Below are 13,347 nucleotides of genomic sequence, written 5' to 3' on the forward strand. Positions count from 1 at the left end.
AAGCAGGAAGAGAAGTCGCAAGGAGGGTTTCCCTCCGGGCGAACTTCCCTACGGGACGCTACGCGAACGGGAGCAGGGGGAAACTTTCTCGTCATCTCCCAGCAAAGCTGCCCCTTTTGCTCTTTTTGACCAGTTTTTGCTAAATTTTGCAGATTAATTAAAATTAAAGTATTCAATCATACTAAGTAAATTAACAATGTGGGAATAAGTATTGACACCAGATGTATAATTAGCCAGTTTATTCCTGTATAACAAGATAAATTTAAAACTTATTCGTTTTCTGTTCCCTGTACCTGAATAGGAGCATTATGTGGCAAAAGAATAAACAAGATAGTGGCATAGTGAATCTGGCATTATTGTTTGCCTTAACAACCACCCCCATCGCAGCAAATTTATTATTGTCAGCCCCGATGCTGGCACAGTCGGAGACAGACACCCCCAATTTTGCGCTACCGCAAACTGTGGAAAACGGAACGACAGTGCGGATTGATGGCTCCAGTACCTTGATAGCGGTGAATCAAAGCTTGAAACAGGGTTTTGAGCAACAGTTCACTGGTACAAGAGTAGATGTAGCTACTAATGGTACAGAAGCTGCACTCAAATCTGTATTAGCTGGAAATATTGATGTGGCGGCTATTGGTCGTGGTTTGACCCCGGAAGAAAAAGCCCAAGGTTTGGAACAGGTAAGGTTACATCGGGAAAAGATAGCCATTATTGTTGGGGAAGAAAATCCCTTTAAGGGCAGCTTGACCGATCGCCAATTTGCCAGAATTTTTCGCGGACGCATTACTAATTGGTCACAACTGGGAGCGCCATCAGCCAAGATTCGGGTGATTGATCGCCCTAGCACCAGCGATACCCGCGAAGCATTAAATAACTATCCAGTTTTCAAGGCTGCTAAATTTGCTACAGGCTCGACGGCAACTCAGGTAACAGAAGACAACACCGCCGAAATTATCAAACAGCTAGGTAAGGACGGGATCAGCTACGCCAGAGCCAATCAAATCTCTAAATTGCCTGGTGTGCGGGTACTTAAATTACACGACACCCCACCAGATGATCCTAAATATCCTTTTTCTCAGCCTTTAGTTTACGTTTATAAAAAGAATCCTAGTCCAGCGATCGCCTCTTTTCTCGGTTTTGCTTTAGCGTCACCAGGACAAAAGGCAATAGAAACGGCAAGAGTAGCTGAAGCAGAAGCGATCGCCAAAGATGCAGCCCAACAAGCATCCTTCACAACCGCCAATTCTCTGGCTCCAGCAGCCAGTGCTTCCCCCACAGCAGAAACCACACCAGCAATCAATTCCTCTCCCATTCTGGAAAGCCCACCCACAGCTAACACTTTTCCTGATACTGCCAGTACCAGCACTAATGTGAATCAGCCTGCGATCGTATCTACCCCAGAAACACCTAGATTGGATCGCTCCTTGTTATGGTGGTTATTGTTGCCAGTAGGGGCTATAGCTGGACTATTGTTGTGGTTTGTCAAACGTTCATCTGCGACTAAAGTATTAGAAAGCACTACAGAATCCATTGCTGGTGATACGGAAACACCTGCCACTGAACCATTAGGAGAAAGCCGCAATGGGCTACATCCCAACCTAAGTGATGGCAATACTGTAACCGCAGTCCCAGGAACAAATGCAGTAGCATCCCCCACCACAACTACCACGGCTGTAGCTGATCAAGAGCCGAAAAACACCAATTACACAAGTAATTATCAAGTAAAAATCCCGCCTGAATTGGAGCAATCACCTTGGGATATGGAAGCACCCGCATCTGTGGTTAATACTTCCTATCCCCAAATGATCGAAGTCGGGAAAGCCCCCACTCATGCAGAAACCCAAACAACAGATATCGCCCCAGAAATCCCCGAAATCTCATCAAATGGGGATAATCATCACCCAATCACAGAGGAACAACCCCAGCCACCAGAGAATTTAGCAGATCAGACTCATAGGGAGCCAGAAGATCACCAAGAACCCGAATTAACAACCTATCCAGTCAGCGAAGATACATCGGAGATAGTGGATTCACTGCCAGAATTGCCAGACTTTGAGGCGATTTTTGCCGATGAACCAGAAGAAAATAGCGAAGTCGCTAACAACTGGATAGCCCCAATTACAGAACAGACAAATATCTCATCTGTTGATGGACAAGTTGAGAAAACTACAACAGCGATCGCCTCGGCTGAATTACCTGAACAACAGACAACACAAGAAGTAACAACCACACTGCCAAAGTTTGCCGATATTCCCGAAGATGCCCTCAATTTGGTAGCCGATGCAGCCGAAATTCATGAAGGTGGCACACTAGAAGATCCAGATTATCTCACTCCATCCAGTTTAGGGGCTTTAGCCGGTGGTGCAGTCTTAGCAGGTGTAGGGGTACAAACCTGGGTTGGTAAACATGATGTAGAGGAAAGTGACACATCCACAGTGCCAGCATCACCCAACACTCCTGAAGTAGCCACAACTGACGAGTTAGAAGATGGGGAAGAAGACAGTAATATTGTCCTCAGACCCCGTAACCCTGAATGGGCTTACGTTTCTTGGTATATTTCACCTAGTGATCAGCAGAAGTTTCAAGCTCAAGGTTCTTCAGAATTGGCATTGCGACTTTATGACATTACTGGTGTTGATCTGAGTTACCAAAATCCCCACCAGGCGCAGCAGTATGAATGTGAACCAGGAACAAGCGATCGCTATGTACCCATTCCGGCAAGCGATCGCGATTATATAATTGAAATTGGCTATCTAAGCAGTGGTGAACACTGGACTACTATTGCCCGTTCTCCTAGCGTCCGCATCTTTGATCGTCTACATATAGACTCTCTGTCCCCAAATTTACCAGCAATAGACGAAGCCAGCAGTGTTGTCTTCCAGCACCGGACTTCCAAATGGGCTTATGTAAGTTGGGACATTTCCGCAACTCATCAGCAATTACTCAAGGATGCAGGGATTTCCCAGCTAGCACTACGGCTTTATGATGCCACCAATATTGACCTGAGTTACCAGCGCCCCCAATTGGTGCAGCAATATGAATTTGATGAAATCACCCGCGATCGCTATGTGTCAATTCCCCAGAGCGATCGTGACTACATGACAGAAGTGGGTTACTCTACCCCAGAGGGTGAATGGGTAACTATCGCCAGTTCCCATACTGTTCGTGTCTTTAGTAGTCCTCAAGGAGATTTTTGGTTCTTAGCAGATACTGAGTTAATTATCCACGGAGCCACAGATCCAGGTGCAACAGTCAATATTGCCGGTAAACCAGTCACCCTCAAATCTGACGGCACTTTTCACCTGCGTGTCCCCTTCTCTGAAGACTTGCTAGATTATCTGATCACCGTCACTAGTGGAGAACAAAGAAAAACCATCCGTAAGAAGTTTGTTCAAGAAACTTCAGACAGCTAAAACAGCGATGGAGTTATCTGGGATTGGTAATCGGTAATGGGTAATTGAAACTTCTGCTCAATTACCCATTACCTACTACTAGGGAACACCAAAAAATAAATTATCCAAAATTGATGGTTTGGTAGGGTGCGTCAGTGCGATAGAACCTAGCTTTACTCAGAAATTATTCATACTGACGCACCCTACTTCCTCTTTTTTTATCTGGAAGTCCCTAACATTCTGGTAAATTTTTCTCAGCATAATTGCAATCAAAATGAATTAAAGCATCTCTTGTAGAGGTAAATGCTCTAGTTGTGGTGTAGGGGCTACTGTCATAACTTGAGTCCCGTAACCAGATTTTTAGATAGTAACTTTTGTTATCATTACTAGACCATAATTCGTAACGATACTTACCTCCTGTTCCCTGACTGCTGAGGTAGTCAGCTAGGGCTAGACTTGATGTCCCTAAAACGCTAAATACTGTCAGGAATGGAATTATAGCTAGTTTGAGTATTTGGTTCAGTTTCATAAATGCACAAAAAAATTACTCCCTCTACTTTCATTCATTTATGTATATTTTTAGTTCAGTAATAATCTTGAACATTGTGTGAAAATATCGTAATCTACCAGCCAAAAATTAGCGCTCACTAACTCGAAGCGCTGGTATAAAATCGCAAAGCAAAACTCCAAAACTTGCTGGAAGCCCAAAAAAGCACCGTAGCCAAGACTAATGCACCTATTAACCAAGGAATTTCTACTCTACCTAATATGACTTCGGCTGGCACTGTGGTTAAAAATGTTACTGGAACGATAAAAGTAAAGAAAAAGCGATAAGCCGCAGGATAAGCCACCATCGGATATCGACCCGCCTCTAACAACCCCCGTAACACCTCAGTAGCATTATATATTTTTATAAACCAAATGCTAGTTGCACCTAGTATAAACCAAAGACTGTAAAGAATTATCAAGCCACAAAACAAGGGGATAATGCTTGGTAGATAGTTAGTAATTCCCAAGCCAAGGCGTTTACCGGCATAGCCAATAATCACTCCACCAAAAATTAAATCTGGTACTCCCCAAGGGGATATGGTGTGGGTGGAAAGCCAAAACTGACTACGTATAGGTTTGAGCAGAACAAAATCTAAAGTCCCTTCTTGGACATGGCGAACAATACGGTTGAGATTGGGAGCGAGAAAAGTAGCAGAAAAGCCTTGCAGTAAAGTAAAAATTCCCAACACTACTAAAGCTGCTTCCCATGACCAGCCACTAAAAGTATAGCCATTGCGGTAAAACAAGAATAGTCCAAACAGGCTGCCTGCTAAATTTCCTATACTACTGAGGGTAGCGATAAAGAAGTTTATACGATATTCTATCTCAGCAGCGATCGCTGCACTCCAAAATAGTTTTAGTACTTTCAAGTATCTTTGCATTTTGCACCCGTAACCCAATTTAACTACCTGAATCTGGAGCTATCTACCATGTTAAAAACATACCTTCCTTTGATTGCTCGTTCTTTTCTGGCTGTGATTTTTATTTACACTGGTGTGAACAAAGTCTTTAACTTTGCCCAGACTAGTGAATTTATGGCTAAAGCCGGACTACCTATCGTAGGGGTACTACTAGTTTTTACTATTGCATTTCAGATATTAGGCGGGTTGTCTATTATTCTTGGTTATAAGGCAGAAATTGGTGCAATTTTACTCATCATTTTCCTCATTCCTGCTACCATCGTGTTTCATAATCCCTTCGCTGATCCTGGTCAATTCAATAATTTCTTCAAGAATTTGTCCATTATTGGTGGACTATTACTCATCCTCGCCTATGGCTCTGGCACTCTTAGTTTAGAAGCAAGCGATCGCTCTTCTTATGCCTCACAGCCAGAGGAATAAAACCAGATGGGATGAGGGAGAAGAAACAGGGGAGGAATCAATTCAAAATGAATAATCGCTCCCCACTCCCAGGAAAAATTTAAGCCACACAACAAATAGGGGTAGGCTTGAAACCCACCCCTTTTGTTTCTGATATAGTCCGTCCCACAGCTAAAGCTACAGGCTTTAAACTATCAACCAAACTCACCATATCTTCTAGAGATAAAGCCTGACGGGCATCAGAAACAGATTTTTCTGGTTCTGGATGACACTCAATAATTAAACCATCTGCACCACAAGCCACAGCCGCCTTAGCTAAAGGTGCAACTAGTTCCCGTTTACCCACAGCATGGGAAGGATCGACAATCACAGGTAAATGAGTAATTTGCTTGAGTGCTACTACTGCTGCTAAATCTAAAACGTTGCGGGTGTAATTATCGAAGCTACGGATACCTCGTTCACACAGCACCACATCAGGATTACCATGACTGACAACATATTCAGCCGCCATCACAAATTCTTCTATTGTCGCGGCTAAACCACGCTTGAGAAGTATTGGTTTGCCCGCTTGTCCTAAGGCTTTGAGCAAATCGAAGTTCTGCATATTGCGGCTACCCACCTGCAACATATCAACATGGGTGGCGATCGCCTCAATTTGAGCAATTGACATCACTTCAGTCACAACGGGCATATTGTAATGCGATCGCACCTGAGCTAAAACATCTAATCCAGCCTCTCCCATACCTTGGAAAGCGTAGGGTGATGTACGCGGTTTGTAAACACCACCCCGCAACGCCTGCACAGAAGAGCCTTCTAAGCGTTGGGCGACAGTCTCCATTTGCTGTAAGCTTTCCACTGTACAAGGGCCACCGATAATGACTAATTCCTTCCCACCGAAAGCAACTGTTTCTGAGATTTGAACAATTGTCTGGTGATTAGGGTGAGACTGGGAAACGAGTTTAGCGTTAATCATGGTTGGATTCTCCTAAAGGCTTGGGGATTGGGGATTAGGGATTAGGGATTGGGGACTGGGGAGTTATTATCAATTTTGAATTTTGAATTTTGAATTTTGAATTTTGAACTGATGACTCCCTGAACTGTTGCAAACAAAAAAGCCCAGAACCTTTGGGTTCCGGGCGCGTATGATTTATCGGCATGACGCTATTTACCCGGAACTTGCTCTGGGCCAACAGTAAAAGCTATAAAACCAGCTAATAAAATAGGTCATGACGATGAAATTTTACTCCTGAAAAAACAAAAACCGCAGAGTTAGCTCTGCGGTTCACTGGGCGGTTTCCATTGGGAAACTTAATTCACACCCTGTGAACCGCCTTACGCCAAAAATAAAAATAATTACTGCTGCTGATTGTATGCACGATAGTAAGCGAGAATTATATGTATTACGTTACCTTAGCACAAAGATAACAGAAGAATTTGGTAGCGTCAAGACCAGCAAAACTTCTTGAAAAACGATAAACTCAGTACAAATCTGAGACGAAAAACCTTTTCCTGGTAGATATATAGCAGGATGCTTATTATTAATAGACTGCTCTCAATTTAGATCAATCTTATTGTTTAGGTAATGAGTAATCGATGAGTATAACTATCAGTAAATCAAACTATAACATGAGCCTATAGAGGTATTTTTACACAAAATTATCGGATTTATGTATTAAATGCAGTACACCCTATTACAGTATGGCGTAAATAAAATTTCTCACCCACAAGGGGATGAGGAATTTGGTAGTAGGTCATGGGTAATGGGTAATTGGACTATTACCTATTACCTATTAACTATTACCAAAGCGGTGGTGCGGTTATCCCTCTCCTTCCACAAAGGGATGGAGTTTCCCGCCGCTTTTATAAAAACCCATTTTTCATCAAGTAAATACTTACGCTGTATTCATTTTAAATTTTGTTATCCCAGTCTTTCCTGTTCTCAATCCCCAACGAGAAAGCTAACGCCAAAATGAAGGAAACTCCGAATACTCTGTTAGCTCACTAGTCCCTAATTCCTATTTTCAAGACAGTTTGATTATGTCCAGGTCTAAACTCTTTACCAAACCTTTCGATACTCATGATGTTTATCCCTGTCCGGTTTGTCGAGTAGGGAAAATTTCTCACATACCATTGATGGAGGCGATGGGTTGTGATTTCTGCCACGAGATTTTTACTGTAAATATAGAACAGCAGCAAATTAAGATGCCTTCTCGTCAACCTCCTCTTGTTTGGCGCTGGAATGGCTTTAATTGGGCGGAAGCTCAGTTAGAAGGTGTAGAATTAGGTTGGGGTTATGGGTTAGCCGCCACCATCTTTGTCTTACTGCCTACAACTTTAATTGGCATTGTCGCTTATTATTTCCCACCGACAGCCCATGATCCTCTCACCTGGCTGCCTTATATTTGGACAATATTAACTTTCTTGTCGCATTTATCAATTATTATTTGGATTTTTATAGAAGTTTATCAAATTCCCGTAGCCGCATATTTTCGAGCTATCACTAGGTGGAGAAATAGGCAAGCCGAAAGATAATTGCTGAAGCCTTCAGAATCTAGAATAGAGCAACAAGTAAATTTGGATTTCCATACTCATTGCTGATTTCTGAATTCCTATCTCTGGCCTAGCAGGGAAAAAAGTTATTGATAGACTGAGTTTGCTGCGATAGGCTTATATAATGTCTGAGTACTAATGTTTTACCGTAGCATCTAAACTATGTAGGACTTACCCATGAAAACCAAAGATCAAGGGTTTGGACAAGGGTGTAGGGGTATAAGGGTATAAATGCTTGAAACCCTTACACCCCCGTACCCTTGAACCCTTACACCCGGTCTCAACAGATAACCTGTTTGCGTAAGTCCTACTATGTAAAAGTGACTATGGAACTGCCCAGTCCCTATTGGTAAATATGGAGGGCTTATATCTCTCATAATTAAGTTGATTCGCCACTAAAACATCTTATGAGCGAGCTGGAGCGGTATTATAGGGTATTGGAATTGGAAGTAGGGGCTACCCTTGAGGAAGTTAACCAAGCTTATAAAGATTTGGTGTTTGTGTGGCATCCCGATCGCCTACCCAAAGATAATGTCCGCCTACAACAAAAAGCACAAGATAAACTCAAAGCCATTAACGAGGCTCGTGAAAAATTACGCTCGTTAAATGGCAATGGTAAGGCTCATCATGTTTATCACCATCGCCCACCGGAACCCCCAAAATCCTATCAAGAAACCCATCAGCCACAAAAACAAAACTCAGACTTGAGTGGCAAAGATTTTAGTCGAGCAAATTTGAGTAACAAAGATTTATCTGGCAGAAACCTCAGCTATGCGAACCTGAGTGGTGCTAATCTCAGTGACACTTTTATGCACAAAGTGATTCTCAGAGGCGCGGATTTGTCAGAGGCCAACTTGTTTAGAGCTAATTTACTCTTAGCTGACTTAAGAGAAGCGAATTTGCGCTCTGCGAACTTAATTGGTGCTGATCTGAGTGGCGCTGACTTGCGGGGTGCAGACCTCACAGGCGCGCGGATTCGTTCAGGCGATCGCTTGCTGGTAAAGTTGATAGGCGCAAACTTAAGTGGTGCGATTATGCCTGATGGACTTATTCATCGTTAATGATCTGTGCTGAGTTGGGAATTCTTGCTTTAAGCTAAATTTCCCATTGATCAATCAGTTATGTAGTTAAAATCTATTTCAATTCCTAACGGGGATTGATACGAAAGACTCCATCCCCCTGTGGGTGGAGTTTTCGGTAATAGGTAATTGGTAATAGGTAATTGGTGATAGGGACAACATTTAACAATCACCCGTTACCTATTACCAAATATTGTGGCTAAATTGTGGCTTACCCAATACTCAGACAATAATTTATGAACAAAAACACAGTAAAAGTAGTTAAAAATGAGTCATTTCCACCAGGAGATTATGTTTCGTCTGGATTTTCTACTATCCAACCAGATTCATGTTTTCCTAATATGATTTTGGGCAACAGATATGATTCTTTGTGGTTTTATCTCCGGCGCAATATTGCCCATAACTTTTATGTTGATCAGCGCCGTCAAGAGGTGGGATTTGTTAGCAGAGATGAGGCTCACATTTTATACAATACAGCTTTAAAATTTCAGGGGAAAAAAGCTTTAGAAATAGGTTGTTGGATGGGTTGGTCAGCTTGTCATTTAGCTCTAGGAGGAGTGGAGCTAGATGTCATTGATCCTATGCTCGCTGAACAATTGTTTAATGAAAGCGTGACAGAATCACTGAAGTTAGCAGGGGTGAAGGAATCAGTAAATCTCATACCAGGATACAGCCCCCAAAAAGTAGAAGAGATAGCAAATCAATTTCAACGTAAATGGTCGTTGATTTTTATAGATGGTCATCACGAAGCACCAGCCCCACTTAATGATGCAATTATTTGTGAACAACTTGCAGAACCAGATGCTTTAATTTTATTTCATGATTTGGCTTCTCCTGATGTAGGGCAAGGGTTAGATTATTTGAAAGAGAAAGGTTGGAACACAATGGTGTATCAAACCATGCAAATTATGGGAGTTGCATGGCGAGGTAATGTTGAACCTGTAATACATCAACCAGATGCTAATATTGACTGGCAATTACCGCCGCACTTACAAGATTATGTTGTTAGTGGTGTCAGTCAAACTGTAGGAAAAGATAGGTTAGGAGAAATTCTCAAAACACTCCAACCCTATACATTATTAAGTAAAGCCCAGTTATTCTCGCTTTACAGTCACGTCAAACAAGCATATGCTTATCTTTTCTGGCTACCGCAGATGCTAATCAGGCGATCGCTAAAATGAAATGGAAAACGACTAGGTTGAGCTTACAGTAGCTCTATCTACTATAAATAAAGCCATCTGTAGGGACACAGAGGACAAGAAATAGGCTTGAGAGGCTTTTAGTATCAAAATTTTATTACTAAAAGATGTCCTTATCTATCTAAAAATTGCCATACCACTACAGATGGCTTTCTCTGTGGTTAGCTTTTATATATTTTGATAATTGGTGTTATCTTTGGGCGATAGGGATTGCTAAGGTTTAATTTATAGAAAGCTCGAAATATATTTTCGTCTTTGTTACCTTTTACAGTAACAATATAAGTTGCAGCCTGGTCAGAAAGTTTTTCCACTTTTTCAATCTGTTTATTTTGAATCATTTGGGTTTCGGTTATTTTCTTGGTTTTTTGAGAGTTAGTATTAAACAAACAAAAAATACCTGTAGAATTGGGAAGTTTTAGCACTTGTAAAAAATATTTTTGTTTATTAGCATTGAAACCCGATGTGAAGTATATAGTTGCGCGGCTTTGTAGAGGAATTTTTTGAATATTTTGTGGCGTTCTCCGATGATAGCGACAATTTCTATCAATTATTGCTTCACCCGCAATCACAGGGGTTGTAAATATTGCTATATAACTGGAAAACAATCCTATAATTGTTAAATTCAATACAATATTGCTTGACAATTTCAACATGAATATAACTCCTCAAATTATCTATGATGATGGAGTCAATTGATCAGAAGTTCCTCAGCTTATTAAGTAACTAGATAATAAGCACTTATATATTATTTGCGAGTATAAAAAGATATTTAAAACATTAGCTAATATTTAATTAATAAAATCGGCAGTAGTTTATTATATTTATGATTACTCGCTTTCTAAGCTAATGCGTGCCTAAATTGCATAACTAGCGTAGTCGAAGTATCAACAGCCCTCACGATGGATTATGCAGCTTTAAAGCAGAATAGCTTATTAAATCTTTATCTGTATAAGTATGCCAGAAAATCAATCAACACACGAAACAACGAAAGAACAATCTGTATTACAACAATCTCCATTTCCTACTGATGTAGATTCACATATATACGATGTTATTGTTGTGGGTGCTGGGCCTATTGGCTTGGCCACAGCTATCGGTTTATATAAGCGGGGTATCGAAAACATTATTGTATTAGATCAAACCCGTACTTTTCGTCAAGTTGGTCAAGTTTTGGATCTTCTTCCCAATGGATTAAAAGCTCTCAGATGTTTGGATAATAATGCTTATGAAGCAGTGAAAACAGCCAGTATTACTTTTGCGAAGTCTCAGCCTAAATCTCAAAATAAAACAGCACCTGATACTGCACAAAAGTGGCATTGCAGAAATTTAAAAGGACAGATAGTTTACTCCATTCCCCTCGATTTTGATCAATGGGTTCAAGATTATGGTGAAGGTAGATTAACAATATCTTGGTACGATTTGCAAACAGCTTTAAGAAACTTACTGACCCAAGATCAAGTTAAAGCTAATCACCGTTGCATCAATATTGTAGATGAGCCAGAGAGTGAATATGTGCGGTTGGATTGTTTATCTGATACTACACTAGAAGCCAATCCCTATGCTCATTGGAATGACACAAATTTGGAAAATTCGGAGAATAATGTTCAACAATCGGTGGCAAAATCTTTCCGAGCTAAACTAATAGTAGCCGCAGATGGAATTAACTCGACAATCCGTAAAGTTCTTTATCAAGATAGTCCTAATCAAGATTTCTCCAAACCTGAATACTCTGGGTTTGCTGCTATATTTTGTCAAGGTCTTGATGATATCCCCAAGGAATTAGAAATAGAACTAGAAGATAAGTTTTTACAAGGCTCAACAATTGTGACCATCTTTGATGGTGAAGTATCTAAAAATGCGGCAGATGATACACCAGATATCAGAATATTGTTATTCCGCAGAGCTAATCAGTTTGGATATGTCGTACATTTGCCTGTAGCTTTGGAGTATTTGCAAAATCCACCTAATAATTCTTTACAAGAATTAGTTATTCAGGTATTTAAACAAGCGGGATTTCCCGATTCCCTAAGACAATTAGTTCTTTTATCTCCATCAGATAATATAAAACAGCGTCCATATTATGTGCATCGCGTCACTAATTTAGATTCAGATAATAGTATAAATATATCTTCTCAAATTCAACCCAAATGGAGTGCTGGGCGAGTTGTATTAGTTGGTGATGCAGCACATGGAATGCCCCCATTTATGGCTCAAGGTGCTAATCAAGGATTGGAAGATGCGTTAATATTAGCCACACTAATTGCTAAAATTGCCCAAGGTAATTATTGGCATAATCAACAAGCTATAGATACCGCATTTGAGAAATATGAATCGCTTCGTCGCCCATTAATGGCTTATGTGCAACAGGCGACATTAAAACGTTCTCCTTATGCTTCAGAAGAACACTGGCAAAGTTACTCTCAACAAGTTTATCAGCGTAATTTTGATGAAATACTGGAGGAGTTGTTGTAATAATTCATGCAGAAAAATACCCGACCTCGCTAACAAATCGGGTATTGATGCTGTGATTTTAATCAGGACTGACGCAAGTGTCGCAATTGGTAGTTGGTGCGTGACGCTATAAGTTTCATAACTAGGTTCAAGTTTTCTCGCTGCGTCACACACCCTACAGGAAAAATATGCCAGTTGCGTAAGATTAATATCTGATGAGGTGTAATACATCGCGTAGGACGCTATAGCCTGCTAAATCCCACAATAGATAAGCGAGAAACCCAATCATTGCTAAGCGACCGTTCCATATTTCGGCTTGTGGTGTCCAGCCGAATAGAAAAGCATTACGGTCTACACCGTTATATGCGGGTGCAACAGGTGGTAAATCAGTGGATGGACGAGTTTGCATCGTTGTTCCTCCTAGATAAAGTTGATGTTCGACTACGAAATTTTTTAGTAACCGATGAGGTGTAATACATCACGCAGGACGCTGTAGCCTGCTAAATCCCACAGCAAATAAGCTAGAAATCCAATCATTGCCAAACGTCCGTTCCATATTTCCGATTGGGGAGTCCAGCCAAATAGAAAAGCGTTGCGGTCTACACCGTTGTATTCTGGGGCAACTTTTGGTAAGTCAGTAGTAGAGCGAGTTTCCATTTTTTTATCCTGAATAATTGCGTTACTTAACTTTACTTTAGCTATTCATCAATAAGATGCTTTCTGTCGGTGGGTACAAAGTATAGCCACTTCCAGGGGACTATTGCTGAATACATTTCAATGCTGTCAAATACACCTGAAGGAGGTG

General features: G+C 41.0%; 12 protein-coding genes. 6 read left to right on the forward strand and 6 right to left on the reverse strand.

Features of this window, described 5'->3' with window-relative positions:
* Positions 1 to 308 precede the first annotated feature (308 nt).
* A complete protein-coding gene (locus GSQ19_RS09535) occupies positions 309 to 3,416 on the forward strand; it encodes a DUF4912 domain-containing protein (RefSeq protein WP_011317711.1) in 3,108 nt (1,035 codons plus the stop codon).
* A gap of 211 nt (positions 3,417 to 3,627) precedes the next feature.
* On the opposite strand, the gene GSQ19_RS09540 is transcribed toward GSQ19_RS09535, so the two are convergent.
* On the reverse strand, positions 3,628 to 3,924 hold the full coding sequence (locus tag GSQ19_RS09540) for a hypothetical protein (protein WP_011317712.1): 297 nt from the start codon (positions 3,922 to 3,924) through the stop codon (positions 3,628 to 3,630).
* Between the two features lie 118 nt (positions 3,925 to 4,042).
* Positions 4,043 to 4,825 carry an ABC transporter permease gene (locus GSQ19_RS09545; protein WP_011317713.1) on the reverse strand — a complete coding sequence of 261 codons (783 nt, stop codon included), beginning with the start codon at positions 4,823 to 4,825 and terminating at the stop codon, positions 4,043 to 4,045.
* Between the two features lie 48 nt (positions 4,826 to 4,873).
* Here GSQ19_RS09545 and GSQ19_RS09550 point away from each other — a divergent pair, with 48 nt between their 5' ends.
* Complete coding sequence (locus tag GSQ19_RS09550; RefSeq protein WP_011317714.1) at positions 4,874 to 5,284, forward strand: DoxX family protein; 411 nt, start codon at positions 4,874 to 4,876, stop codon at positions 5,282 to 5,284.
* A gap of 79 nt (positions 5,285 to 5,363) precedes the next feature.
* Here GSQ19_RS09550 and aroF read toward each other — a convergent pair whose 3' ends face one another.
* Positions 5,364 to 6,236 carry a 3-deoxy-7-phosphoheptulonate synthase gene (gene aroF, locus GSQ19_RS09555; RefSeq protein WP_011317715.1) on the reverse strand — a complete coding sequence of 291 codons (873 nt, stop codon included), beginning with the start codon at positions 6,234 to 6,236 and terminating at the stop codon, positions 5,364 to 5,366.
* 1,064 nt (positions 6,237 to 7,300) lie between these two features.
* On the opposite strand from aroF, the gene GSQ19_RS09560 reads away from it, so the two are divergent.
* The 3 genes from GSQ19_RS09560 to GSQ19_RS09570 all read left to right on the forward strand — a co-directional run bounded on the left by GSQ19_RS09560 (position 7,301) and on the right by GSQ19_RS09570 (position 10,073).
* On the forward strand, positions 7,301 to 7,795 hold the full coding sequence (locus tag GSQ19_RS09560; protein ID WP_011317717.1) for a hypothetical protein: 495 nt from the start codon (positions 7,301 to 7,303) through the stop codon (positions 7,793 to 7,795).
* A 425-nt stretch (positions 7,796 to 8,220) separates the two neighbouring features.
* Complete coding sequence (locus GSQ19_RS09565) at positions 8,221 to 8,874, forward strand: pentapeptide repeat-containing protein (RefSeq protein WP_011317718.1); 654 nt, start codon at positions 8,221 to 8,223, stop codon at positions 8,872 to 8,874.
* Between the two features lie 254 nt (positions 8,875 to 9,128).
* Complete coding sequence (locus GSQ19_RS09570; RefSeq protein ID WP_011317719.1) at positions 9,129 to 10,073, forward strand: class I SAM-dependent methyltransferase; 945 nt, start codon at positions 9,129 to 9,131, stop codon at positions 10,071 to 10,073.
* Positions 10,074 to 10,252: 179 nt separating this feature from the next.
* On the opposite strand, the gene GSQ19_RS09575 is transcribed toward GSQ19_RS09570, so the two are convergent.
* Positions 10,253 to 10,744 carry a hypothetical protein gene (locus GSQ19_RS09575; protein WP_011317720.1) on the reverse strand — a complete coding sequence of 164 codons (492 nt, stop codon included), beginning with the start codon at positions 10,742 to 10,744 and terminating at the stop codon, positions 10,253 to 10,255.
* Between the two features lie 301 nt (positions 10,745 to 11,045).
* On the opposite strand from GSQ19_RS09575, the gene GSQ19_RS09580 reads away from it, so the two are divergent.
* Entirely contained in the window at positions 11,046 to 12,563 is a 1,518-nt protein-coding gene (locus GSQ19_RS09580) for an FAD-dependent oxidoreductase (RefSeq protein ID WP_011317721.1), read from the forward strand.
* Between the two features lie 184 nt (positions 12,564 to 12,747).
* Here the strand turns inward: GSQ19_RS09580 and GSQ19_RS09585 are convergent, their stop codons facing one another.
* Together GSQ19_RS09585 and GSQ19_RS09590 are read right to left on the reverse strand one after the other, a co-directional pair.
* On the reverse strand, positions 12,748 to 12,951 hold the full coding sequence (locus tag GSQ19_RS09585) for a chlorophyll a-b binding domain-containing protein (RefSeq protein WP_011317722.1): 204 nt from the start codon (positions 12,949 to 12,951) through the stop codon (positions 12,748 to 12,750).
* A gap of 44 nt (positions 12,952 to 12,995) precedes the next feature.
* Positions 12,996 to 13,199 (reverse strand): chlorophyll a-b binding domain-containing protein, encoded by a 204-nt coding sequence (locus tag GSQ19_RS09590; protein ID WP_011317723.1) that lies wholly within the window; start codon positions 13,197 to 13,199, stop codon positions 12,996 to 12,998.
* Positions 13,200 to 13,347 lie beyond the last annotated feature (148 nt).

Source organism: Trichormus variabilis 0441 (assembly GCF_009856605.1).
Classification (GTDB): domain Bacteria; phylum Cyanobacteriota; class Cyanobacteriia; order Cyanobacteriales; family Nostocaceae; genus Trichormus; species Trichormus variabilis.

What these genes read in the sequence shown, in the direction of transcription:
- GSQ19_RS09535 (WP_011317711.1), top strand. Translation starts at nt 309, where the DNA reads ATGTGGCAAAAGAATAAACAAGATAGTGGCATAGTGAATCTGGCATTA.
- GSQ19_RS09540 (WP_011317712.1), bottom strand. Translation starts at nt 3,924, where the DNA reads ATGAAACTGAACCAAATACTCAAACTAGCTATAATTCCATTCCTGACA.
- GSQ19_RS09545 (WP_011317713.1), bottom strand. Translation starts at nt 4,825, where the DNA reads ATGCAAAGATACTTGAAAGTACTAAAACTATTTTGGAGTGCAGCGATC.
- GSQ19_RS09550 (WP_011317714.1), top strand. Translation starts at nt 4,874, where the DNA reads ATGTTAAAAACATACCTTCCTTTGATTGCTCGTTCTTTTCTGGCTGTG.
- aroF (WP_011317715.1), bottom strand. Translation starts at nt 6,236, where the DNA reads ATGATTAACGCTAAACTCGTTTCCCAGTCTCACCCTAATCACCAGACA.
- GSQ19_RS09560 (WP_011317717.1), top strand. Translation starts at nt 7,301, where the DNA reads ATGTCCAGGTCTAAACTCTTTACCAAACCTTTCGATACTCATGATGTT.
- GSQ19_RS09565 (WP_011317718.1), top strand. Translation starts at nt 8,221, where the DNA reads ATGAGCGAGCTGGAGCGGTATTATAGGGTATTGGAATTGGAAGTAGGG.
- GSQ19_RS09570 (WP_011317719.1), top strand. Translation starts at nt 9,129, where the DNA reads ATGAACAAAAACACAGTAAAAGTAGTTAAAAATGAGTCATTTCCACCA.
- GSQ19_RS09575 (WP_011317720.1), bottom strand. Translation starts at nt 10,744, where the DNA reads ATGTTGAAATTGTCAAGCAATATTGTATTGAATTTAACAATTATAGGA.
- GSQ19_RS09580 (WP_011317721.1), top strand. Translation starts at nt 11,046, where the DNA reads ATGCCAGAAAATCAATCAACACACGAAACAACGAAAGAACAATCTGTA.
- GSQ19_RS09585 (WP_011317722.1), bottom strand. Translation starts at nt 12,951, where the DNA reads ATGCAAACTCGTCCATCCACTGATTTACCACCTGTTGCACCCGCATAT.
- GSQ19_RS09590 (WP_011317723.1), bottom strand. Translation starts at nt 13,199, where the DNA reads ATGGAAACTCGCTCTACTACTGACTTACCAAAAGTTGCCCCAGAATAC.